This window comes from Allorhizobium pseudoryzae, from assembly GCF_011046245.1.
Lineage (GTDB): Bacteria > Pseudomonadota > Alphaproteobacteria > Rhizobiales > Rhizobiaceae > Neorhizobium > Neorhizobium pseudoryzae.
Genome location: NZ_CP049241.1, coordinates 2,738,316 through 2,762,409, shown reverse-complemented (window position 1 = coordinate 2,762,409; position 24,094 = coordinate 2,738,316). Strand labels below are relative to the sequence as shown.

The 24,094-nt window shown below is 63.2% G+C and carries 20 protein-coding genes; 7 read left to right on the top strand and 13 right to left on the bottom strand.

The features are described from left to right. Positions 1–100: 100 nt before the first annotated feature. Entirely contained in the window at positions 101–1,312 is a 1,212-nt protein-coding gene (locus G6N78_RS13325) for an MFS transporter (protein WP_165219148.1), read from the top strand. Positions 1,313–1,346: 34 nt separating this feature from the next. Here G6N78_RS13325 and G6N78_RS13320 read toward each other — a convergent pair whose 3' ends face one another. From G6N78_RS13320 to G6N78_RS13305, 4 genes are all read right to left on the bottom strand, one after another. Continuing rightward, complete coding sequence (locus G6N78_RS13320; RefSeq protein WP_165219146.1) at positions 1,347–2,108, bottom strand: ABC transporter permease; 762 nt, start codon at positions 2,106–2,108, stop codon at positions 1,347–1,349. Continuing rightward, a complete protein-coding gene (locus tag G6N78_RS13315) occupies positions 2,108–3,031 on the bottom strand; it encodes an ABC transporter ATP-binding protein (protein WP_165219144.1) in 924 nt (307 codons plus the stop codon). The genes G6N78_RS13320 and G6N78_RS13315 overlap by 1 nt, the downstream gene beginning before the upstream one ends. 104 nt (positions 3,032–3,135) lie before the next feature. Then, positions 3,136–4,482: a sensor histidine kinase gene (locus G6N78_RS13310; RefSeq protein ID WP_165219142.1), complete on the bottom strand. Its 1,347-nt coding sequence runs from the start codon at positions 4,480–4,482 to the stop codon at positions 3,136–3,138. Beyond that, on the bottom strand, positions 4,475–5,140 hold the full coding sequence (locus G6N78_RS13305; protein ID WP_165219140.1) for a response regulator transcription factor: 666 nt from the start codon (positions 5,138–5,140) through the stop codon (positions 4,475–4,477). Before G6N78_RS13305 ends, G6N78_RS13310 begins: the two co-directional genes overlap by 8 nt. A 195-nt stretch (positions 5,141–5,335) precedes the next feature. On the opposite strand from G6N78_RS13305, the gene G6N78_RS13300 reads away from it, so the two are divergent. From G6N78_RS13300 to G6N78_RS13290, 3 genes are all read left to right on the top strand, one after another. Next, positions 5,336–5,602 carry a PepSY domain-containing protein gene (locus tag G6N78_RS13300; RefSeq protein WP_165219138.1) on the top strand — a complete coding sequence of 89 codons (267 nt, stop codon included), beginning with the start codon at positions 5,336–5,338 and terminating at the stop codon, positions 5,600–5,602. After that, positions 5,602–6,138 (top strand): cytochrome b/b6 domain-containing protein, encoded by a 537-nt coding sequence (locus G6N78_RS13295; protein ID WP_165219136.1) that lies wholly within the window; start codon positions 5,602–5,604, stop codon positions 6,136–6,138. The genes G6N78_RS13300 and G6N78_RS13295 overlap by 1 nt, the downstream gene beginning before the upstream one ends. A 129-nt stretch (positions 6,139–6,267) precedes the next feature. Continuing rightward, positions 6,268–6,945 carry a tyrosine-protein phosphatase gene (locus G6N78_RS13290; RefSeq protein ID WP_165219134.1) on the top strand — a complete coding sequence of 226 codons (678 nt, stop codon included), beginning with the start codon at positions 6,268–6,270 and terminating at the stop codon, positions 6,943–6,945. Here G6N78_RS13290 and G6N78_RS13285 read toward each other — a convergent pair. From G6N78_RS13285 to G6N78_RS13270, 4 genes are all read right to left on the bottom strand, one after another. Next, the gene (locus tag G6N78_RS13285; RefSeq protein WP_165219132.1) at positions 6,894–7,946 is read right to left on the bottom strand and encodes a D-alanine--D-alanine ligase family protein; all 1,053 of its coding nucleotides are present in this window, start codon (positions 7,944–7,946) and stop codon (positions 6,894–6,896) included. The genes G6N78_RS13290 and G6N78_RS13285 overlap by 52 nt on opposite strands. 159 nt (positions 7,947–8,105) lie before the next feature. Continuing rightward, entirely contained in the window at positions 8,106–9,401 is a 1,296-nt protein-coding gene (locus tag G6N78_RS13280) for an extensin-like domain-containing protein (RefSeq protein ID WP_165219130.1), read from the bottom strand. 122 nt (positions 9,402–9,523) lie between these two features. Next, on the bottom strand, positions 9,524–10,102 hold the full coding sequence (locus G6N78_RS13275; protein ID WP_165219128.1) for an NAD(P)H-dependent oxidoreductase: 579 nt from the start codon (positions 10,100–10,102) through the stop codon (positions 9,524–9,526). 149 nt (positions 10,103–10,251) lie between these two features. Continuing rightward, a complete protein-coding gene (locus G6N78_RS13270; RefSeq protein WP_165219126.1) occupies positions 10,252–12,066 on the bottom strand; it encodes a methyl-accepting chemotaxis protein in 1,815 nt (604 codons plus the stop codon). A gap of 181 nt (positions 12,067–12,247) precedes the next feature. Between G6N78_RS13270 and G6N78_RS13265 the strand changes: the two genes are divergently transcribed. Then, on the top strand, positions 12,248–12,637 hold the full coding sequence (locus G6N78_RS13265) for an acyl-CoA thioesterase (protein WP_234905798.1): 390 nt from the start codon (positions 12,248–12,250) through the stop codon (positions 12,635–12,637). 6 nt (positions 12,638–12,643) lie between these two features. Here the strand turns inward: G6N78_RS13265 and G6N78_RS13260 are convergent, their stop codons facing one another. Both G6N78_RS13260 and G6N78_RS13255 read right to left on the bottom strand, forming a co-directional pair. After that, positions 12,644–13,786, bottom strand: a complete 1,143-nt coding sequence (locus G6N78_RS13260; protein ID WP_165219124.1) for a DUF1501 domain-containing protein — start codon at positions 13,784–13,786, stop codon at positions 12,644–12,646. Then, complete coding sequence (locus tag G6N78_RS13255; protein ID WP_165219122.1) at positions 13,783–15,228, bottom strand: DUF1800 family protein; 1,446 nt, start codon at positions 15,226–15,228, stop codon at positions 13,783–13,785. The genes G6N78_RS13260 and G6N78_RS13255 overlap by 4 nt, the downstream gene beginning before the upstream one ends. A 303-nt stretch (positions 15,229–15,531) precedes the next feature. Here G6N78_RS13255 and G6N78_RS13250 point away from each other — a divergent pair, with 303 nt between their 5' ends. Continuing rightward, positions 15,532–17,499 carry a putative bifunctional diguanylate cyclase/phosphodiesterase gene (locus tag G6N78_RS13250; protein WP_165219120.1) on the top strand — a complete coding sequence of 656 codons (1,968 nt, stop codon included), beginning with the start codon at positions 15,532–15,534 and terminating at the stop codon, positions 17,497–17,499. A gap of 15 nt (positions 17,500–17,514) precedes the next feature. On the opposite strand, the gene G6N78_RS13245 is transcribed toward G6N78_RS13250, so the two are convergent. Further along, on the bottom strand, positions 17,515–18,120 hold the full coding sequence (locus G6N78_RS13245) for a class I SAM-dependent methyltransferase (RefSeq protein WP_165219118.1): 606 nt from the start codon (positions 18,118–18,120) through the stop codon (positions 17,515–17,517). Between the two features lie 172 nt (positions 18,121–18,292). On the opposite strand from G6N78_RS13245, the gene uvrB reads away from it, so the two are divergent. Continuing rightward, on the top strand, positions 18,293–21,478 hold the full coding sequence (gene uvrB / locus G6N78_RS13240; protein ID WP_165219116.1) for an excinuclease ABC subunit UvrB: 3,186 nt from the start codon (positions 18,293–18,295) through the stop codon (positions 21,476–21,478). A 125-nt stretch (positions 21,479–21,603) separates the two neighbouring features. On the opposite strand, the gene G6N78_RS13235 is transcribed toward uvrB, so the two are convergent. After that, positions 21,604–22,878: a TIR domain-containing protein gene (locus G6N78_RS13235; protein WP_165219114.1), complete on the bottom strand. Its 1,275-nt coding sequence runs from the start codon at positions 22,876–22,878 to the stop codon at positions 21,604–21,606. A gap of 1 nt (position 22,879) precedes the next feature. Continuing rightward, positions 22,880–23,661, bottom strand: a protein-coding gene (locus tag G6N78_RS13230; RefSeq protein ID WP_234905797.1) for an IS5 family transposase whose coding sequence is annotated in 2 segments (ribosomal slippage) — positions 22,880–23,331 and positions 23,331–23,661 — 783 coding nt in all. Because the reading frame shifts where the segments join, the coding sequence is not laid out codon by codon here. Positions 23,662–24,094: the final 433 nt, after the last annotated feature.

The following is a 24,094-nucleotide window of genomic DNA, read 5'->3' as shown; positions in this document are numbered from 1 at the left end:
ATCGGATTTTCTAGCATAGAAACGACAGCATGGAACAGACATCTTGAGCACGGTTCTCCCAGACCGACCCAACCAGAATTCACTTCAAGGATTTTCCTCCATGACCGACCATTGCCTCGATCTGCCCGCTGAGGATTTGCCCGTCGCGCGCACCGCCTGGCCTGCCATCTTTTCCCTGTCGCTCGGCGTCTTCGGGCTGGTGACCGCCGAATTTCTGCCCGCCAGCCTGCTGCCGCCGATTGCCGCCGACCTTGCCATCAGCCCCGGCCTTGCCGGCCAGACGGTCACGGCAACCGCCATCGTCGGTGCGATCGCCGGCCCGGTCGTCGTGGTCGGTGCCCGCCGGCTCGATCGCCGGCTGGTTCTCCTGACGCTGAGCGCTTTGCTGATCCTCTCCAGCCTGCTCGCCGCCACGGCCACGGGGTTTGTCCCGCTTCTGGTCGCACGCGTCCTGCTCGGCGTGGCGCTCGGCGGTTTCTGGGCGCTCTCGGCCGCCTTCGCCATGCGCCTTGCCGACAGCAGGGATCTTCCCCGCGCCATGTCGATCATCATGGCCGGTGTCTCGCTGGCGACCGTCTGCGCCGCGCCGCTTGGGGCCTGGATCGGTGCGACGCTCGGCTGGCGTTTCGCCTTTTACCTGACCGCGGCACTCGGCGTCGTGGTTTTCCTGATGCAGGTCACGACCATGCCGGCCATGCCGCCCGCCGGCCACGCCTCGTTTGCCACCATGGGCCGGCTGTTGAACCGGCGCAGCCTGCGCACCGTCTTTTTCGTCATCATTCTTGCGGTCGCCGCCCATTTCGCCGGCTTCACCTTCATCCGCACCTATCTCGATGACGTGATCCATCTCGATGTCGCGACGGTCTCCCTCGTGCTGCTCGCCTTCGGGATCGCCGGTTTCTTCGGCAATCTCGCCGGCGGCGCCCTGTCGGCCCGCAGCAATGCCGGCACGGTGGCGATCGCCGCGCTCGTCATTGCGCTCGCCATGGCAACGGTTGCGAGTGCCAGCAGCCTGCCGGCGCTCGCGATTGCCGGCGTTGCGCTCTGGGGGTTCGGTTTCGGCATCTTTCCGGTCAGCGTGCAGAACCGGATCACCCGCATCGCCTCCGACGAGGTGGAAAGCGCAGGCGCCCTGATGCTGACGACCTTCCAGATCGCGATCTCGAGCGGCGCCGTCATCGGCGGCCTGTTGGTCGATGCCAGCGGCCCGGTGGGCGTGATGACCTTTGCCGCAACGTCAAGCGCGCTGGCTGCCGTCGTGATGCTGATGGGCAACCGCCAGTCGGTCGCCAGGACCGATCCTGCAAGGTAACGCATGACGAAATGGGACGGGGTCGCGCCCCGTCCTATTTCCGCAGCCGGTAGCCGGTGCGGAAAATCCAGGAGAGCGTCGCCATGCCAGCGGCCAGGAACACCGCGATCATCACCAGACTGATAACCGGATTGACATCCGAAATGCCGTAAAAACTCCAGCGGAAGCCGGAGACGAGGTAGAGCACCGGATTGAGATGGCTGACGGCCGCCCAGAAGGGCGGCAGCATGTCGATCGAATAGAAACTGCCGCCGAGGAAGGTCAAGGGCGGCACCACCAGCATCGGCACAAGGTTCAACTGCTCGAAATTGTCTGCCCAGATGCCGATGATGAAACCGAGCATCGAAAAGGTCACCGCCGTCAGCACCATGAACATCAGCATCAGAACCGGATGCTGGATCGTAAGATCGACAAAGAAGGAGGCGGTCGCGAGAATGATCAGTCCGATCAGCAACCCCTTGGTGGCGGCCGCCCCGACATAACCGATGACGATCTCCAGCATCGAGACGGGCGACGACAAAAGCTCGTAGATCGTGCCGGTGAACTTCGGGAAATAGATGCCGATCGCGCCGTTGCTGATGCATTGCGACAGAAGTGTCAGCATGATCAGGCCGGGCGTGATGAAGGCGCCGTAGGAGACACCACCCACCTCGTTGATGCGCGAACCGATCGCCGTACCGAACACGACGAAGTAGAGCGATGTGGTGATGACCGGCGAGATCACGCTCTGCAGCAGGGTCCGGCCCATGCGCGCCATCTCGAAATGATAGATCGATTTGATCGCCTCGATGTTCATCAGCGCGTCTCCACCAGCGAAACGAAAATGTCTTCCAGCGAGCTTTGCCGCGTTGATACGTCGGAAATGACCAGTCCGGCGGCTTCCACGGCGGCCAGAACCTGGCCAATCCGCCCCTCGCCCGCGCCATTGCCATATTCGTGCAACAGTTCGCGGCCTTCGGCGGACAGCGTCACGCCGAGCGTCTCCAGCGTGGGCGGCAGAGCGGAAATCGGTGTTTTCAACTCCAGATGCAGCGCCTTGCGGCCGAGCTTCTGCATCAGCGCCCGCTTCTCCTCGACAAGAAGCAGTTCGCCGGAGCGGATGACGCCGATGCGATCGGCCATTTCCTCGGCTTCCTCGATGTAGTGGGTGGTGAGGATCACGGTGACGCCGGTTTCCCGCAGCCGGTCGATCGCCGCCCACATGCCGCGGCGCAGTTCCACATCGACCCCCGCCGTCGGTTCATCCAGGAAAAGGATACGCGGCTCATGCGCCAGGGCTTTGGCAATCAGCACACGGCGCTTCATGCCGCCGGAGAGTTCGCGCAGCTTGTTGTCCTTTTTCTCCCACAGCGACAGGTCCTTGAGGATCTGTTCGATCAGCGCCGGATTGCGCTTTTCGCCATGCAACCCGCGCGAAAAGGTGACGGTATTCCACACCGTTTCGAACTGGTCGGTCGTGAGTTCCTGCGGCACGAGGCCGATCAGCTTACGGGTGGCGCGGAAATCCATGACCACATCATGTCCGCCGACCAGCACCGTCCCGGCGGATGGCATGGCGAGCCCGCAGACGATGGAAATCAGCGTCGTCTTGCCGGCGCCGTTCGGCCCCAGCAGGGCCAGGATTTCGCCGGCACGGATCTCAAGATCGACGCCCTTCAGCGCCTGAAATCCGTTGGCATACGTCTTCGTCAGGTTCTGGATGGATACGATGGAGGACATGGTTCCCCGGAATGCGCAAGGAAAGGGCAGGAAGCGCCCTATATAGGCACGCCATCGCCGGTTGGCGAGGGTCAAGCTGTGTCAGACCGGAGTCCGGCCTGCGCCTATCGGGCGGAGAAATCCAGGGTGGCCTCGAACAGCGTCACCCCGTCCGCGCCGTGATGGGTCTTCAGCAGCAGGCGCCCGCCCATCTGCAGCATCAGCTGATCGACAATGGCAAGACCAAGGCCGGATCCGGGCGCACTGGACGTGCCCCGGCGAAACCGCTGGCGCAGCATGTCCACATCGGGCTCGGCAAGCGGATGGGTGACATTGCTCACCGAAACGCATCCGTCGGCGGAAAGCGCAACCGACACCGGATGATTCGGCAGGCTGTACCGCAATGCGTTCTCCAGCAGGTTCTTGAAGACGATTCCAAACGCGTCGGGATCGATGGAACGCATGATCGGCACACCGGAGGCACCACGCTCCACCGCCACGTCGAATGTGGAGTTTGAGCGCCGGAAATCGGCCAGCACCAGATCGAACAGGCCGCCGAGATCGATGGGCTGGTCCGCCATGCCGATGCCCGCTTCGGCGCGGGCAAGCTGCAGCAGCTTTTCCAGCATCACGGAGAGCCGGCGCAGACCCTTCAGCACCTGCCCCGCCCGCGCCTGGGCGGGCGTGCCGGCCAGTTCGCTGACGAGAAGCTCCGTCTGCGCCAGGGCCCCGGCGACCGGCGTGCGCAATTCATGGGCGCTGTTTGCCGCCAGCTCGCGCTCCGCCACCAGCGCCCCGTGCAGCCGCTCCAAAAGCCGGTTGATGGAGGCCGGGATGGGGGCCAGTTCGCGCGGCAGGTCCGGCAGGCGGATATCCGACAGGTTCGAGCCGTCGCGCTCGGCAATCGCCGACAGCAGCCGCTCGACCGGAGCCATCGCCCGGCGCACCACCCACAGCACGGCCAGCATGCCGAGCGGCAGAAGCAGAAGGACCGGCAGGATCAGCGACAGCGCCCCGCCGAAATTGGCTTCGGCCCGGTGGTCGAGCGAGTCCGCCATCTGCACGAACAGGCTGCCGCTCACGGTCGCCGCCGTGAAGATCCGGTGCCCATCGTCGCTCCAGAAGCCCGGCACCAGCGGCGCGGAAAAGGGGGTTGCGGGCGCATTGTGGGAATGCAGCAGCACGCGTCCGCCGGCATCGCGCACCTGATAACTCAGCTGGCCGTCATTGTCGTCGGAGCGAAAGTCCTGCAGACGCACCGGCTCGCTGCTGCCATCGCGGTGAAACAGGTCGTCCACCACCAGCGGCACCAGCCGTTCCGTCGTCTCCTGCAAGGCGCTGTCGAACACCTCGTTGAACTCCTCGCGCATCACATGGATGGCAAGGGCGGTTGCAAGCGCCCAGAAGACCACGAGCAGGACGGACAGCGACAGGATGAGCCGGCGCGACAGGCTGAAGGTCTTTTCACGCATCGCCGGCAATCCTGTAGCCCAGGCCGCGCACGGTCTCGATCACTTCCTTGCCGAGCTTGCGCCTCAGCCGGCTGACATAAACCTCGACCGTATTGCTCTCCACCTCCGCGCCGAACTCGTAGAGCGCATCCTCCAGCTGCGCCTTGGAGAGGATCGCCTGGCGCCGGGCCACAAGCCGCTCCAGAACCGCCCATTCGCGCGAGGACAGGCCGATGTCCTGGCCATCCGGGCCGATCACCCGCCGCTCGGAGGGTAAGACCCGCAGCCGACCGACCGCCACCTCCGGCAGGGCCTGCACATGGTAACGACGGGAAACGGCGTGAATGCGGGCCTCCAGCTCGTTCAGATCGACCGGCTTCACCAGATAGTCGTCAGCACCGGCATTCAGCCCGGCAATCCGGTCCGAGACCTGGTCATGCGCCGTCAGGATGATCACCGGCGTCACGTCGCGCCTCGCCCGCAGGCGCTTCAGGATGTCGAGACCGCGCCCGTCGGGCAGGCGCAGGTCGAGCAGGATGAGGTCGTAGCGGCTGGCATCCAGGCACGCCTCCGCCGCCGCGCAATCCTCCGCCCAGTCCACCGCATGGCTCTGGCGCGCCACGTGCGTGCGCACGGCATCCCCCAGAAGCTCGTCATCCTCGACCAGCAAGACTCGCACCGACAGGTTCTCCTCGACCGATTCCAAAACGGCATCTCTGCCGGGGAAAGCTGACAGTCCGCTGAAGCCGGCGCAAGTCTCACGCCACTCGGGCGTCGCGCAAATTTCATAAGTTTCACCTCGCAAAAGCGTTCAGCACCGCGTCAGCTTTTCCGCAGAGGCTGCACGTCATCCACAACGGAAAGGACGTCAACCATGCGTATTCTCATTGCAGCTCTCACCGCCACCGTCGCCTTCGGCTCCGCCGCCCTTGCCTCGGACAAATGCACCGTGCCGACCAATGACTGGCAGCCCCGCGAGGCGCTGAAGACCAAGCTCGAAGGCGAAGGCTGGAAGGTCCGCTCCATCAAGACGGAGGAGGGCTGCTACGAAGCCTATGCCATCGATGGCAAGGGCAAGAAGGTCGAAGCCTATTTCAACCCGAAGACCTTCGAAGCCGTCAACGCCAAGAGCAGCGACTGATGGAGACGGTCAGGGTCTGGGACCCGCTCGTCCGGGTCTTTCACTGGGGGCTCGCCACGGCCATCGTCACGGCGTGGCTCACCGCCGACGACCTGCAGAACCTGCATGAATTTGCAGGTTATGTCGCCGGCGGCCTGATTGCCCTGCGCCTCGTGCTGGGCCTCGGCGGCAGCCGCTATGCGCGGTTCACGCAGTTCGTCCGTTCGCCGCGCCGGACATGGCACTACGCACGCGACACGCTGAAACACCGGGAGGCGCGGTACCTCGGGCACAATCCACTCGGCGCCGCCATGGTCGTCCTGTTGATCCTGCTCACCGCAGCCGTCGCATTCACCGGCTGGCTGCAGACGACGGATGCCTATTGGGGCGTGGAATGGGTGGAGGAAACCCATGAGGCGCTTGCCAATATCTTCCTCGTCGCCGTGCCCTTGCATGTGCTGGGCGTCATTCATGCCAGCCGCCGTCACCGGGAAAACCTGGTGGCCGCAATGATCACCGGACGCAAGCGGGCCGCCTCCGGCAGCGACCTTGCCTGACGTCTGAGACCACACCGTCGCCGCGGCACCCGACAACGGACGCGGCGACGGTCAACGTTCAGGTGTCTGTCAGGAACGGTGCCCATAGAACGGCAAGCGGACCTGAAAATTACTGCCGAAAGCCGTCGCATGGCCACCAGAACACTGCACCGAACCGGCGAAAGCCCGATCGACTACAAGCCTCTCGTGTCGCTTTTTCTGCGGCTGCTGCTGGCAGGCCTGCTGACACTCGGCGTCATCGGCACCTATCTCGGCTATCTGCAGCTCTCGGGCAATTTTTCGCCGGTCATCGCGGGTGAAGTCTACCGCTCCAACCAGCCGACGCCGGCCCGGCTGCGCAGCTATGCCGAACACCAGAAGATCCGCTCGATCATCAATTTGCGTGGACGCAACGAAGGCCGTGACTGGTACGACAAGGAAGTCGCCACCGCGCGAGACCTCGGCATCGTCCACATCGATTTCGGCATCAGCGCCCGCAAGGAACTGACCCGCGCGGAAGCCGAGCAGCTCATCGACCTGATGCGCGACGCACCGAAGCCTCTCCTCATTCACTGCAATGCCGGCGCCGATCGCTCGGGGCTTGCGAGCGCGCTCTATCTCGCAGCGCTTGCGGGAAAGAGCGAAGCCGTGGCCGAGCAGCAGCTGTCGCTTTACTTCGGCCACCTGCCGCTGCCCTTTATCGCCGAACAGGCCATGGACCGCACCTTCGAAGCGCTGGAACCGTGGCTGGGTCTGACGCCGCCGCACGAGGCCAATCAGCCCCGCTTCAACCCGAACTCGATCGCGACATCGATCCAGCCGGAATAGCTCACCCCACATTCGGCAAGCGCCAGCGGATACATCGAGCGATTGGTGCAGCCGGGCATGGTGTTGACCTCGTTGAGATAGAGGCGGCCGTCGTCCAGCAGAAAGAAATCGACGCGCGCGATCCCCTCGCAGGCGAGCGCCCGGAACGCCTTGTCCGCCATCGCTTTGGCCCGTTCCACCATGTCTGCGTCCACCTCGGCCGGGATGATGATCTTGGCGCCGTCCGGGTCGAAATACTTGGCTTCGTAATTGTAGAAGTCGTGTGATTTCGCCGTGACGATCTCGCCGGGCGGCGAAATGGTCAGCCGGCCATCGGCATGCTGCAGCACCGCACATTCGATCTCGCGGCCGGGCAGAAACTCCTCCACCAGAACCTTGTCGTCGAACTCGAAGGCTTTGGTCAGCGCCGGTCGCACCGCCTGCGCGCCATCGACGCGCGACACACCGAAGGAAGACCCCTGTCGCGCGGGTTTGACAAAGAACGGGTAACCGAAATGCCGCTCCAGCGCATCGGCATCCAGGGCATCGGGTGCATCGAGGCAGACGGAGCGGGCCACCGGCACGCCCGCTTCGCTGAGCAGCCGTTTGGCGACGTCCTTGTCCATTGCCGCCGCAGAACCCAGGATGCCGCAGCCGGCATAGGGCAGGCCTGCCATCTCGGCATAGCCCTGCACCGTGCCATCCTCGCCATAGCGGCCATGCAGGACGGGAAACAGAACATCGAGCTTCGGCAGGTCGGGCTGAGCAGTTGGCTCGACCGCGACCAGGCGGCCCTTGCCGCCCGGCATGAGCGCCACCTGCACGCCGGCACCCGGCTGCGGTACCGGTCCGTCCGAAGCATCCGCATTCAGCCACCAGATCCCGTCACGACCGATCGCGATCGGCACCACGCGGTAACGGGCGCGATCCATCGCCTTCATCACATTCGCCGCCGACATCAGCGACACGTCGTGTTCGGCCGACTGGCCGCCATACAGCACACCGACGGTGATCAGGCTCATGAGGAAAGGTCCTTTCAGGTTGGAAGAGTTTCGTCAGGCACGACGGGAAGAGTGCTGGAGAATCGGCAGGCGTGGCGGGGATGCGGGAACCATCATCCCTGCCTCAGTCTGTGTCGAAACTGCGACCGGCTGACGGACGAACCGTCATGCCGCAAAATCTCAGTCGCAGTAGCGGTTGCCGGATGCCCGGTCGCGCAGATCGAAATGGAAATGGTTCCAGTGTTCCGGATTGCTGCCCGGCCCCAGCACCGTGTTGAAATATTTGCAGCTGTCGGTGCGCACCGCCTTCAGCAGACCCTTTTCGCGGAAGGCGAAGAAGCCCTTCTGGCGCACGTCGATCTCGTGGCCGTTCTTCAGCGTGAAGCGGCCGATGTCGATCGCATTGCCCCGCGCATGTTCCGACATGGGATTGTAGCGCTGGCGGCTGTTATTCATCCGCCGGCAGGAATAGCCACCCATCGGCTGGATCGAGCCGATCCCGGTCAGGTAGCGGGCGCGGGCAGACGGTGCCAGTTCGTTCTTCACCCACTTGGCAAATGCGAGCGTGGTTTCGCAGTTCAAGGTGACCGCCGGTTTGACGGAAATATTGCCGGAGAGGCCGGTCAGCGAAACGGGATAGTCAATCCCGCAGCTCGGCCCGTCATAAATCCGCGGTTTGTCGGTGAAGATCACGCCCATCCGCTTCAACTCCCGCCGGCAGGCGACTTCGGAGGCCGGCATCGGTTCGTCGAAGCGCGGGCTCATCAGCGGCGCATCGGTGCTGGGCTTCTTCGGCATCAGCATCGCCACCTCCTGCGTCTGCGGCTTGCTCGGCGGCGTCACCAGCGACTGGTCCCCCCAGCGTGGCGGCTGTGCGGGCGTATCGATCCGCTGCGCCTGGCCGGTCCGCTTCGGCGGCACCGAGACTGGCGCCGAGATCGGCTGCGGTGCGGGGCTTGCCGAACGCCGGCCGACGGCGCGCGGATTGTCCGTGCCGATGCCGTCCACCACCGGCTGGCTGCTCGCGCCCTCCGCGATATCGGCATTCTGCTCCTCCGCCAGCCCGACGACCCGCGGCGACGCCGCCTCGCCGACACCGAGTTCGGAATCGATGTTCACGCCGTTGGCGGAATAGGTGAGCGTGCCGAGACTGGCGGGCGGCGCGCCCATCACCCGCGGCTGCTGATAGGCGGGCGCCTGCAGATGCGGCTCAGTCAGCGCCAGCGCTTCGTCGCTGTCGATTATCGGTTTTGACGCGACCGGAGCGGTCATGGGAGAAGACTGCGGCGGCAACGGCTGCGGTTCGACGGCATATGGTGGCGCCGCCTCGATCGGCTGCTGCGGGCGAATGGCGGAAACCCGCGTGCCGCGGTCGATCGACGCCGGCGGAACCAGTCCGTCAGCCGTACAACTCGCCACGAGCGAGGATATCATCAGGAAGGCCGCCGCCCGCCTTGCGAATAAAGCATACGCCATACAATCTGCCCAATCCCGGCGTGCAAAAATGCCACACCGTCAGATTGTAGGCGGACAGGGTAAACGAAGACTTTCCAAATCGCGGTCTTTTCAGGGCAATGTCCCGGCCGTTCGGTGATCCGTCACGCGGCGTCGGTGCCGAGTTTCGCCACCCGCATCAGCCATTGATCGGCATCGAAGGATGTATCACCCACCAGGCCGATCAATGTCGCGTGGACCGGACGGATGCCGACGAAGTTCAAAATACCGATCCTGAACGCCTGAAGGCTCGCCGCCCGGTAAACGAGGCGGTACCACCAGGCGGGCATGCCCATGGTGATGATCACCCGCGCCGAACGTCCCGAGAGAAGCTTGCCGCCGAACGGTCCCTTGCCCGGATCATAGGCAAAACCCGGCCGCGCCGCCTGCTCCAGAAAGGCCTTGAGCAGCGCTGGCATGCCGCCGAGCCAGAGCGGATAGACAAAGACCAGATGCTCCGCCGCGCGGATCTTTTCCTGGGCGTCGAGAATGTCGTCGTTCGGTATCCCCTCTTCCTGCTCCGCCTGGCTGCGCAGGAAGTCGATCCTCAGTTGCGCAAGCTCGATGCGGGTGACGGAATGCCCCGCCTCCTCCGCCCCCGCCCCATAGGCGCCCGCCAGCGCATGGCACAGATGGTCGCCACCCGGATCCGGATGGCCCTGGATGATCACGATCTTCGTCATACCCGTCTCCCGTCGCCGCAGGTCTGCCTCTCCATCGGAGTGGCAGGCAAAGGCACAGCGCGCCTTGCGGCGGATCAAGGAGACGACAAAAAGCCCGCCGTGCGGCACGGCGGGCTCCGGAATTCACTGAGGCTGGAAGAACTGCCGCCTCAGGCCGCTCTTGCGGCGGCAGAGAAACCGCCCTGCCCCAGCTGGAAGCCAGAGAGCAGCGCCTGCAACTGACGGCTCTGTTCGGCCAGCGTCTGGCTGGCGGCGGTGGTCTCTTCCACCATCGCGGCGTTCTGCTGTGTCATCTGGTCCATGTGGTTGACGGAGGAGTTGATCTCCTGCAGGCCGGTTGCCTGTTCGCGCGACGCGGTGGCAATACCCTCCACCTGCGCATTCACCCGCTCGACCAGCGTCACGATTTCGACCAGCGCCTCGCCCGTGGTGCGCACCAGCGACACGCCGGCCTCCACCTCGGTGGTCGAATTCTGGATCAGCGACTTGATCTCCTTGGCCGCATTGGCGGAGCGCTGGGCAAGTTCGCGCACCTCCTGCGCCACGACCGCAAAGCCACGCCCCGCCTCGCCGGCGCGCGCCGCTTCCACACCGGCATTCAGCGCCAGAAGGTTGGTCTGGAAGGCGATCTCGTCGATCACGCCGATGATCTGGCTGATCCGGCTGGAGGATTCCTCGATCCGGCCCATGGCATTGATCGCCTGGCCGACGATCTCGCCGGACCGGCCGGCGCTCTGTTTCGTCTCGGCCACCATGGAGCGCGCTTCCGCCGCCCGCTCGGAGGCGGTCTTCACGGTCGCGGTGATCTCCTCGAGCGCCGCAGCCGTCTGCTCAAGCGCTGCCGCCTGCTGTTCGGTCCGGCGCGACAGGTTGCCGGTCGCGCTCGAAATATCGGCGGCACTGTCGTTCACCACATGGCCGGTCTCGGAGAGCGCCGTGATCGTCTTGCGCAGCGAGCTGACCGCGCGGTTGAAGTCGTCGCGCACCTTGGCATAGTCGTGACCGAGATCGCCGAGCGTCACCGAAAGATTGCCGCGCGCCAGTTCCTCCAGCGCCTGGCCGAGGTCGTGCATCACCTCTTCCTGGCGGGCGGCGTTGCTCTGCACCTCCTGCGCCGTACGCTCGCGGTCACTGGCGATAGCGCGCTGCTGCTCGGCGTCACGCGCCTGCAATTGCGCACGTTCATTGACGGCATCCCGCAAGACGATCACCGAACGGGCGATATCGCCCAGCTCGTCCTTCGCGTCGGCGCTGGCGATCTCCACATTGGCATCGCCGGCCGCCATGCGCTGCAGCGCGGCACGCAGCTGCGCAACCGGGCGGGTCACGCTCTTGACGATCAGGAAGGCAACGCCCGTCAGGATCAGCAGGCCGACGCTGGAGATGACGGCGAAGCGCATCGCCTTCTGCCAGAACATCGCTGCCAGGTCGTCCACATAGACGCCGGTGCCGACCACCCAGCCCCATGGCTCGAAGCCGGCCACGTGCGAATACTTCTCCACCGGCTGCTCGGCGCCCGGCTTCGGCCAGTCGTAATCGACGAACCCCTGGCCGCTCTTCTTCACGGTGTTGACAAACTCGACAAAGAGAAACTTGCCGTTCGGATCCTTGTTCTGGGTGAGATCCGTGCCGTTCAGCTCCGGCTTGATCGGATGCATCACCATCTTGGGATGCATGTCGTTGATCCAGAAGTAACCGCTGCCATTGTCATAGCGCATCGTGGCGATGACCTTCTTGGCCGCCTCCTGCGCCTGCTCGCGGCTCAGCAACCCGGATTTCTCCTGTTCATGATACATTTTCAGCACGCTGAGCGCGTTCGCGTTCATGAAGGCGAGAGCGGATTTCCGTTCCTTCTCAAGCGCTTCGTAGCTTTGTGAAAGACTGAGCGTCATGGCGCCGGCGAGAATGATGACAGCCAGCGCAACCAGAAAGTAGAGGCGTGCGGAAAGTCGCAGGTTGTTCATAAGTACTCCCCCAGATCGTTAATACTTATGGAAATAACCATTACAATCTTTAGGACTGGTAAATGCCGATACATTCTCCGTTTGCCGGTGCTCCGCCTTCAATGACCGTTGCCATTGCCATCACCGCAACGCAGCAATACAGTTGCGTTGTTTTGCAACGCATCTTGAGTTCAGAGATCCCATGACGACGACCCATGACATGCCCGAAGGTGAACTGACGCTCAGAACCCTGGCGATGCCGGGAGACGCCAATCCGGCCGGCGATATCTTCGGCGGCTGGGTGATGGCGCAGATGGACCTGGCGGCCGGCATCCGCGCCGGCGAACGCGCCCGCTGTCGCGTCGTCACCGCGGCGGTCAAGGAAATGGCCTTCCAGCGCCCGGTGAAGATCGGGGACACGCTCAGCATCTATACGCAACTGACGCGCATCGGCCGCACCTCGCTCACCCTGCAGGTCGAGGCCTGGGTCAACCGCTCGCGCATCGGCAACAAGGAGAAGGTGACCGAGGGAACCTTCATCATGGTTGCCCTGGATGCCGAGGGCAAGCCGGCGCAGGTGCCGCTCGATTGACCGGTCCTAGAGACTGAGAAAATCGGAGCCTGCCCCCAGATCCAGCCCGGGAAAGACCCGCGTGCCGAGATTGGTGAGACTGATGTCGAACTGGCGGTGCAGCAGGGCCGCGGCGAGCGCCCGCACGTCACTGGTCGGCATCAGGTCACGCCCGGCATAGAGCTGATCGGGCGAAAGACCGGGCCAGTTCCCGAGAATACGGCCGCCGGCAATCGTGCCGCCGGCCACCAGCGCCACGCTGGCCGTTCCATGATCCGTCCCGCCGCCGGCGTTTTGTGCCACCGTGCGGCCGAACTCGGTGATCGCCAGCACGACGGTCGAGGCCCAGACGGCCGGCGCCAGCGCGCTCCGCAGTGCCACGATCGCCGTGGACAGCTGGCTGATCGGCGTCGGCAGCAGCACCGCCTGGTCGGCATGGGTATCGAAGCCCGGCAGCGAGAGGCTTGCCAGGCGCGCATCCGCGCTCAGTCGCTCCGCGACCATCCCCATCACCCCGGCAACCCAGTCATCCGTTTGCTGCGCCGGACGAACGTCGCGCAACGCCTCCTGAAAGCCGGGATCGGAACGGTAGAGCTGCGCGAGAAGGGCGATCTCGTCGACGCCGAGCGGCGGTATCTGCGGATGGCTGGTGACCATGCCGTCATTCGGCCCGGTCAGCAGAAGACCCTGCAGGCCGTCGAGATTATCCGCCTTGCGCGCACCGGCGCGGGGAATGGAGGAGAGCGCGCGGTTCAGCCATCCCGTCGGCAGCGTGCTGCCGCGCGCCTCGCCCGCCTCCAGCATATCCTGCGCCTCGAAATGCTGCGGCGTGGCACTGCGATAGGGTGAGGCGGTCGCGTGGACGAAGGCAAGTTCCCTCGCCTGCCAGAGGGACAGAAGCGGCCGCGCCGCCGGATGCAGGCCGAAGGCAACATCCAGATCCATCAGGCCGTCGCCCAGGGTCAGCGCCAGGTCCGGGCGCAATGCTTCAAGGCTCGGATCCTCCAGCGGCTGAACCAGGCTCAGACCATCCATGCCGCCCCGAAGCAGGAGAACGACAAGCCGGTTGTCACCCGGCACCGCGGCAAACAGCGGCCGGGAGATCAGAGGCAGCGTCGTGGCGGCGGCGCCCAGAAAGACACGCCGGGTCATGGTCAGGGCCATCGTCATCTCCGGTTGAACGCGGGCGAAGCCAAAATCATCGTCATCGCCTGCGACCGGCTCGGCGCCTCGCGGACCAGTCGCGCAAGATCATCGTGCACGGCATCGGCCAGGACCGCCTGCATCAGGCGTTCCGGGTCAGGCGGGATCGGCAGAACCCGTGTGGCCAGCCGCGCCCAGGCAATGCGTTCCTGCAGCAGCGGCCCGGTCAACCACGCCGCCTCTTCGGCCGGGTCGCCGGCGAGCATGGGCGGCTGCCAGATCGGCTGCCCCATGCGGCGCAGGCCCTCCAGCGTCAATTGTGCTGCAACACCCGAAGCGAGGCGCGTTCCGACTGTCGGTTCCGGCTCCGCCGAACTTTCGATTGCCACGCCGCTCGCCTGCATCGCGATGTCGTTCAATTGCCGGGCCGAAAGACCGAAGGCGCGCAGCGCCGAAACCACCATGTCGAATGGCCGCTGCAGAACCTGCGGTTCCGGTGAAAACGCAACGGGGTGCTCCAGCATGGCGCGGTAAACAGTCGCCAGCCGACCGCCACTCGCCGTCCAGGCGGCTTTCATCGCATCCGCAACCTCACCGGCTCTCTGCCCGCCGACGAAATGGGCGGCAAGCTTGCGGCAGAGGTGATCGACAGTCTCCGGCCGCTCGGCGAGATCCTCGAGCATCGTCCGGCAATCGTCCGGCTTTCGGCCTTGCGCGCCGTAGACTTTTCCGAGAACCGTCTGCGCGACGCGATCGGCCTGTGCCGGCACATAGGCATATGCCAGGGTCGCGGGATCGACACCGACACCGGCCAGGATCAGCGCCGCACCGCGCACATCCTCTTCGGAAACGCCGATGCCGCCGGTGGTCTGCTCGACCAGGATGTGGCGGGCCAGTTGATCGCGCAGTTCGGCACCCGGCAGCGCGCCCGCTTGCGATTGCGGGCTCGCGGACCGCGTCTGGTCGAAGGCGATCAGCATGGCCGGATGCAGGGCGGCCGCCGTCAGCAGGTCCCGGAAGTATCCACCCAGATTCGGCCGGATGACCTCGACCTCGTAAGACCCCATCAGCAGGTTGGTCTCATAGCTCACCCGGGCGTCGATCTGGAAATGATCGATCCAGAAGGAGGCGAGCCGCTCATGGAAACCGTTTTCGGATTGTACCGCCTGCAACAGCCTTGCAAGCGCATCACGCACGAAAATCCGCTCCGCCTCGCGTTCGCTGTCCTGCCGAAGCGCCGTGTTGGGCCGTCCCTGCTCGGCGGCCTTCGCCTCGACGGTGCGCACGGCCACCAGCCGTGCGGCCGTCTCCCGGCGTCCGGTCACGCCTTCTCGCGGAAACGCCAGTCTGGTGGCAGCCCCGCGTTCGAGCTGGCGCATCAGCGCCTCAATATCTCCTGGCGGCGTCTCGCCCGGCCGAAGCCCATAACCGTAGCGCCTGGCCGCCACCGTCGCAAACGAAGCAGTCATCCGGACAAAGGCTCCTCTTTGCTCTCAACGGGTACCGCCGCGAAACGGGGGACCATCGGTCATTCCGACGCGTTACAACGCAGGGAATACGGCCATTTTCCGACCGCGCCCTGATAAACGCTCTCGCATCCATCCGTTGGGGGGCAAGATCGGGCTGGCATATCAGGGGCGCCACCGCTCCAAATACAAAGTCCTGTCAAACTGTAATGCACCTATTAAGGGTGTTTTATCAACAGTCTGTGATGATTGCGCCAAATCGAGGCAGAAGGGCGGCTTGCCCCGGGGAGGTACGCGATCGATACCGTGCATGAGGACCAGGTTCGTCGCATCCAGGCGGCCACCCTGCTTCACCGCCTCCCGTCCACCCTGGCCACGAACTTCATCGTTTCGCTTTCCGCCTTTGCCCTGGCCCTGATGCGCGCTCCCAGCGACACGACAGCGATCTGGTGGCTGTGCGCGGCAGTGGCGATGCTGCTTGTCCGCTCGGTGAGCCGATACGCCCTTTTGTGGACGAAGCAGGCCGAGACCCGACCGACATGGGCGCTGATGCTGATCTCTCTCGGGGCGGGCGGCAGCGGTCTCGTCTGGGCGTCTTTACCGTTCATCCTCGACGATTTCAGCGCCTACGGCATCGATGGCGGTCTGTACCTGATGATCCTCGGGGTTTCGACCGGCGCGGTGATGATGGGCGTCGGCTTCCGCTGGAACGGGCTTGCCTTCTCCCTTCCCTGCCACCTCTCGGTTGCCACGTCACTGGCCCTGCAGGAAGACATGGTCAGCCTGATTCTCGCCTTCAACGTGGTGGCCCTGACGGTCATCCTGCTGCGCAGCGCCGTGACGAGCGAATCGATCTTCGTCGAAAGCATCCATCGCAAGCTGGAGGCAACCGCCATGACGGAATCGCTGCAGGCGGCCAACAGCGATATTCTGGACGCCAATGCTCGGCTGGAACTTCTCGCCAATTGCGATCCGTTGACTGGGCTGGCAAACCGGGCCGCCTTCAACACGGCCCTTTGCGACGGCATCCAGCAGGCCGCGAAGAACGGCCAGAAGCTCAGCCTGCTGGTCATCGATCTCGACCGCTTCAAGCATGTCAACGACACGATGGGGCACAAGATCGGCGACGAACTGCTCACGGAATTCGCCAACCGCCTGCGTAACCATCTGCCGACCGATCACGCGATGGTTGCCCGCCTCGGCGGCGACGAATTTGCCATCATCGTCTCGGGCCGCGATCCGGCAGCGGAAGGACCGCGGATGGCCGAGGCGGTGCTCCGGCAGGGCCGCAAGCCCTTCGTGCTGAACGGCCAGACCTGCATGGTCGGCACCTCCGTCGGACTGGCGATCTATCCCGACCATGCGGCCAGCGCCGACGAGCTGTTCGTCTCTGCCGACATGGCCCTCTACCGCTCGAAGGATCAGGGCCGCGGCCGCTGGCGCAAGTTCGACCCGAAGCTGCGCGCCGCCGCCGAACGCCAGCGGCAGATCGAGGCGGACGTGCTGCCGGCGATCGAACGCGGCCAGGTGGAAGCATGGTTCCAGCCGCAGGTCAGCCTCGACACCCAGCGCGTCACCGGCTTCGAGGCGCTCGTGCGCTGGCACCACCCGACGCTCGGTTTCATCGCACCGCCGGAAATCGTGGCGGCCGCGCATGCGGTGCATCAATCGGAGCGGCTGACGGCCGCAATCGCCGATGCCAGCTGCCGTCTGCTGCTCGACCTGCCTGGCCTTGGCCTGCCGGAAGCAACCGTTGCCGTCAACGTCTCGCCGCGGGAATTCGCCCTCTATTCGGTCGCCGACCTGCTGGATGCCACCGTCGCCCGCCACGCCATCGATCCAAAACTGCTGGAGGTGGAGATCACCGAGGAGGCGCTGCTCGACACGGTGATCGCCGGCGAACAGCTGAAGCGCCTCGAACAATCGGGCTTCGCGCTCGCCGTCGATGATTTCGGCGCTGGGCACTCCTCGCTCACCCGGCTGATCGATCTGAAGGTCGACCGGCTGAAGATCGACCGCGGCATCATTACCCACATCGCCAGTTCGCAACGCAACCAGGCCATCGTCTCCGCCCTCATTCGCCTGGGCGACGCCTTGTCGATGGAGATGCTGGCCGAAGGGGTGGAGACGGAAGCCGATGCCGAAGCCTTGCGCACGCTCGGCTGCGCGCTCGGCCAGGGGTATCTGTTCGCCCGGCCGATGCCGTTTGAGCGGATTGCCGGCTGGGTCGCCGAACGGCAGGAGAAAAAGACGCGCACGCGCCTGACGGGCTGACAGCCACCGCCTGCCCTACAGCCGCTTCAGCCCATAGGAAAAATGCGTGCCCGGTTCGAGCGTCAGGAATTCGAACTGCCAGCCATACTCGACGCAGAACCGGTTGACCGCCTGCACCACGCCGTAGACGACCGGCTTCACCACATTGCCGCTGCAGAAATCATGGCCGCAGATCCGCCCGTTGCGCTTCACCTTCGCATCGCACAGCACCAGCTCGTTCCAGCTGTTGGCATAGGAATGGTCGGTGTCGATATACACCCAGTCGAACGTGTCATCCGCGAAGTCGGCCAGTCTTTCGGTCGAACCGCCCACATGCAGCTGCACCTGCCCGGCGTCGATTGCGTCGGCGAACCGGCTGGTCACCCGCTCATAGCCCTCGTTGTAGCGGCTGAGGTCCCAGGCGTCGATGAGATGCAGCGTAGCCGGCCGGTTATGGGCGAGGATCTCGGCCGTATAGTCGCCAAACGCGACGCCGATTTCCGCCGCCACCCCGCCATGCGGCAGGCGGTGCAGCAGCTCGCTGCGGTTCGGCAGCACCCGGCAGTTTTCCGTATGGTGCAGGGACAGCATGGTGCGCGGCGTACTCATTTTCAGCGCCTGCCGCTTTTCAAGCGATAACATCGGTCCGGGTCACTCCGTTTCAGACCGCCCCTCACCTAGCGTCGAAACCGGGCTTGGCCAGAGCCGATGCTGCACCGCAGCGTTCAACAATCCGTCACTGGATGCCGGCTCTGTTCCCAATTTGTTTCGGCGCACCCTTCCATTTCCGCCGGACTCCCTCCATATTCCGGCCATGTCGAAAGCGCCGAAAACATCCCCGTCCAAGCCCTCCGGTTTCGAGGAGGCTCCGCAGTCCTCGTTCGAGGGCGCCCCCCTTTCCGGCTCCGTCGCCGACTGGGTGAAACAGCTGGAGGCGGAGGCGGAAGCCTCCTCCGTCGAAACCCAGCGCGAGATCGCCTCCAAGGCCGGCAAGCACCGCAAGAAGATCGAGATCGCCGCCCGCGAACAGGCGATCCGCGAGGCCAAAGACGAGGAAGCGGCCAGAGCGAAGGAGCAGGCAGCCAGAGCGAAGCGCAGCGGCCAAGCGGCCGCCGCCGGTCGTCCGGCGCCCGGCGCGGAGGCCAGCCCGAAGGGCGGTGCGGCCGTGAGCGCAAAGCAAACAGCCAAGAACACCACCGCCTCCAAAACCTCCCGCGGCGTCTCCATCGGCGCCTCCTCCGATCCGAAGACGCGCGCCGCCGCCGGCCTCAATCCGGTCGCCGGCATGGATGTCTCGCTGGAAGAGGCTCAGTCGCTCGCCCCCGGCGCCGTCACCGCCACCGTCGATGCGCTGGCGAAACTGATCGAGAGCGGCAATCCGCTGTTCAAGGACGGCAAGCTGTGGACGCCGCATCGCCCCGCCCGGCCGGAAAAATCCGAGGGCGGCATCCCGATCCGCATGGTCTCCGATTACCAGCCCGCCGGCGACCAACCGACGGCGATCGCCGATCTCGTCGACGGCCTGAACTCCGGCGAGCGCTCCCAGGTGCTGCTCGGCGTCACCGGTTCTGGCAAAACCTTCACCATGGCCAAAGTGATCGAGGCGACCCAGCGCCCCGCTGTCATCCTCGCGCCGAACAAGACGCTCGCCGCCCAGCTCTATTCGGAGTTCAAGAACTTCTTCCCCGACAATGCGGTGGAATATTTCGTCTCCTACTACGATTACTACCAGCCGGAGGCCTATGTGCCCCGCTCGGACACCTATATCGAGAAGGAAAGCTCGATCAACGAGCAGATCGACCGCATGCGCCACGCGGCGACCCGCGCCATCCTGGAACGCGACGACTGCATCATCGTCGCCTCCGTCTCCTGCATTTATGGTATCGGCTCGGTGGAAACCTACACCGCCATGACCTTCCAGATGTCGGTCGGCGACCGCATCGACCAGCGGCAATTGCTCGCCGATCTCGTCGCCCAGCAGTACAAGCGCCAGGACATCAACTTCGTCCGCGGCTCGTTCCGGGTCCGCGGTGACACGATCGAACTCTTCCCGGCGCACCTTGAGGATGCCGCCTGGCGCATCTCGCTGTTCGGCGACGAGATCGACAGCATCACCGAATTCGACCCGCTGACCGGCCACAAGACCGGCGACCTGAAATCAGTCAAAATCTACGCCAATTCGCACTATGTCACGCCGCGGCCCACGCTGAACGGCGCCATCAAGCAGATCAAGGAAGAGCTGAAGTTCAGGCTTGCGGAACTCGAAAAGGGCGGCCGCCTGCTCGAAGCCCAGCGCCTGGAGCAGCGCACCCGCTACGACATCGAGATGATGGAGGCGACCGGCTCCTGCGCCGGCATCGAGAACTATTCGCGCTATCTCACCGGCCGCCGCCCCGGTGAACCGCCGCCGACGCTGTTCGAATACATCCCCGACAACGCGCTGCTCTTCATCGACGAGAGCCACGTCTCCGTCTCCCAGATCGGCGGCATGTATCGCGGCGACTTCCGCCGCAAGGCGACGCTCGCCGAATACGGCTTCCGCCTGCCCTCCTGCATGGACAACCGCCCCTTACGCTTCGAGGAATGGGACGCCATGCGGCCGCCGACCATTGCCGTCTCCGCCACGCCCGGCGCCTGGGAACTCGACCAGTCCGGCGGCGTCTTTGCCGAACAGGTCATCCGCCCGACCGGCCTCATCGACCCGCCGGTCGAAGTCCGCTCCGCCCGCACCCAGGTGGACGACGTTTTGGGCGAAATCCGCGAGACGGCCCAGAAGGGCTACCGCACCCTTTGCACCGTGCTCACCAAACGCATGGCAGAGGATCTCACCGAATACCTGCACGAACAGGGCGTGCGCGTGCGCTACATGCATTCCGACATCGATACGCTGGAGCGCATCGAGATCATCCGCGACCTGCGCCTCGGCGCCTTTGACGTGCTGGTCGGCATCAACCTGCTGCGCGAGGGCCTCGACATTCCCGAATGCGGTTTCGTCGCCATCCTCGATGCCGACAAGGAAGGTTTCCTCCGTTCCGAAACCTCGCTCATTCAGACCATCGGCCGTGCTGCGCGCAATGTCGATGGCAAGGTCATCCTCTATGCCGACAACATCACCGGCTCGATGAAACGGGCGATGGAGGAAACCGCGCGGCGCCGCGAAAAGCAGATGGCCTACAACACCGAACACGGCATCACGCCGGAATCGGTGAAAGCCCGCATTTCCGACATCCTTGACTCGGTCTACGAACGCGACCACGTCCGCGCCGATATCTCCGGCACCGCCGGCAAGGGCTTTGCCGATGGCGGCCACCTCGTCGGCAACAACCTGCAGAGCCACCTCAACGCGCTGGAAAAGAGCATGCGCGACGCCGCCGCCGACCTGGATTTCGAAAAGGCCGCCCGCCTGCGCGACGAGATCAAGCGCCTGAAGGCCGTGGAACTGGCCAGCATGGACGATCCGATCGCCCGCGAGGAAACCAAAGCCCAGGAGGGCGTCCGCCGCAGCGCCGAAGCCACCCGCCAGTCGCTGGATCCGTCGCTGGCGCAAGCCGGCAGCAATGGCCCCTCACCCCAACCCTCTCCCCGCAAGCGGGGCGAGGGGGACCGAGAGGGCGCCTCCTCGACCCTTCTCCCCGCCGGCGGGGAGAAGGTGCCCGGCAGGGCGGATGAGGGGCAGCCGCAGGCCTCCTACTTCGCCAAACCCTCGCTCGACGACATGGGACCCGGCACCGACACGGCCAAACCCTTGTTCCGCAAGAACACGCTGGACGAAATGACCGTCGGCCGCACGGAAAAACCGATGCCGGGAAAACTGCCGGAAAAGCCGGTTTCCCCTTCTGCCCGTGGGGGAGAAGGGGCCCGAAGGGCGGATGAGGGGCAATCCCGCGACGACCCCCGCCCGCTCGTGCGCGGCAAAACCGGCATCGGCTCCTACGAGGACCCGGCCGAGGTCAAGCGCAAGGGCCGCACCAAGGGCAAGACGGGCCGACCGGGACGGTAACCACGAGTCCCTTCTCCCCTTGGGGAGAAGGTGCCCGGCAGGGCGGATGAGGGGCATGATCCCGTTTCAGATCGATAGCAACATTTTGCATTGAATTTGGAATTGCAGGGAAGCGCAACACATAGCTACGTCGAAATTGACTCGGCGATTTCAGCGTCTTTACTTATCGAGCGATCCTCCACAAGGCGTTTGCAGAGAATCTCGACTATGTAGGAAGCTTGAGATTCCAAGTCACCAGCAGGGTCGTAAGGAATACCTCCATACTTAGAGTCTTCTGAAAAATATCCAACAGACACATCAGAAAAACGAATTGGTATCACTTCATTTTTCCCAAATCGTTCTTTGAAATGTTCACTCTCAAACTTCGTCCAGATCCGCGTCGGGTAGCTTGAAGAGAGAAGAGCCACGACGTATTTTGCCTCACTTCTGTATATTGGAGCCAAATAATCTTCTACATTCTGTGATATTATTCTATGCTGCTCATCTTCATCATAAAAACAAGAAACCTCATTATCGCTCAACTTATCAAATATTTTCTTCGCTAGATGACGATCTGATCCAGCGAATGATAGGGCGAAATCAAAGCGGGAATCGAAGTAATCTGCCTTATAACCAACCTGCCTCGTGAAAACTCTCCAGATTATATTCCTAAGATAAAATATTAGCTTCGGATCTTCCACGCTGAGGACAGTTGTAGACTGCTCGAAGTGAAAATATGGTGTAAGAAGATCTCTTTTTTCGGGATCGTCAATTAGAACACGAAGCCATCCCTTGTCTATGACCTGGCTAATACTTCCCTTCATTCTCGGATACGCGATCATTGCATCAGACAAGTCTAGCGACCAATCGTCAGACTCGGACAGCCATCTTAAAATGTGCAAATATGGAGCTCGCCCCTCTCGCCGTAGCTTGGACCCGCGAGCAAAAGCTATCGCGGCATCTTTGAACTGTCTATTCAGGTCCGTCATGACGTCCTCAATGGCGACATTCAAAGAAGTCTTTATGGCGTAAGGCGAAGCTCCAGCTACCGTTTCCGTGATCTTGTCCAAAATGCACATTTTGTGGCAAAGCAGCTGAACAAGTTGAAAACTTCCTTGGGAACGCCTAGCCAATTCTTTAGGATCAGCTATGCGGACATTAAGCTCAAGCTCGCCTTTACGTATCACCTCCATTAGAAGCTCATCTGGATTCGCCTCAAGTCGAAAAACATCAAGCCTCAATCCAAGGTCATGCGCGAATTTTACGAGCTGGTTTCCTGCCTTATTGATGCCGATCAATATGAGCTTAGACTTACTATTTTCAGTATCGGCTAAAACCTTCATAAAATCGGAAAGATGAGACTTTAAGTCGTCATTCAACCTATGGAAGTCGTCAACTATCACCGTTCCGATGTCTGACATACTAGGTTCTGTTGACAAAGTATGGCAGCCATATCTTTGCGGCGGCCAGGGCAAGGAATGCTGCGAAGGATTTTCGGGTCTTGTCGTATCGGGTCGCGATGCGACGGAACTGCTTGAGGCGGTTGAACATCCGCTCTATGCGGTTTCGATCCTTGTATGCCCGGAAGTCGCAGGCAGGCGGGTTCTTCCGGTTGGCCTTCGGCGGAATGACGGGCCTGATCCCGTGGATCAGGAGTTCTTCACGCAGGAAATCGCCGTCATAGCCTTTATCGGCAAGGAACAGCCTCGGTTTGCCGACCGGTATCGCCAGCAGGTCCGGAACGGCGTTGTAGTCCGAAACCTCTCCGCCCGTCAGGATGAAGCCAAGAGGGCGTCCCTGACCGTCTGCTCGGGCGTGGATTTTCGTCGTAAAGCCGCCGCGTGATCGACCAAAAGCCTCCTGATAAGTCCCCCTTTAGCGCCCGCAGCCTGCGAATGGCCGCGAACCGTGGTGCTGTCGATCATGTGCTGCCAGTCATCCGTTAGCCCAAGTTCGACCAAGGTCTCAAGAAGAGCGTCCCACACGCCCTGTTCGGCCCAACGGCGAAAGCGTACATAGACCGAGTTCCACTTTCCGTAGCGCTCATGCATATCGCGCCAGGGGCAGCCGACCCGAAGAACATGCAGCATACCGTTCAGGTATCGTCGATTATCGTGCGAGGGCCGGGATTTCCTACCACGTTCGGTGGGTAACAGACCCTCAATGATCCGCCACTCCATATCCGTCAGGTCGCCACGAGCCAAAGCTGCCTCCTAAAAAGCAGTCTTGAATCATGCTTCCGCTGATTTGGGAATCCACTTTGTCAACAGGACCTAGGTAGCTCAGCAATCAACTCGACATCATCAGGTTTTCGTGCGCTCAGAGATAAGACAACCTGATCCAGCCCCAACTCCGAAAGAACCTTCGTCACAGTTGTGGTTTTTCCGATGCCTGAAGGACCTTCGAGGACCAAGCATCTCCCGGGCGTCCTGACCGAAACTTTGATTTCGTTATATTTCTCCGGGTGAACGAACGTAACCGTAGGAACCCCGGACAAGCGGTAGACGTCTTCTAAATTAGCCATTTCCATCCATATTCGCGACAGTTGAACAGATAGATGTTAAGTTGAACATCGTTAAGATAACTCTACCTGAGCGCACCCCCCAATCGAAAACTTCAACAGTGGGTTGATTTGGC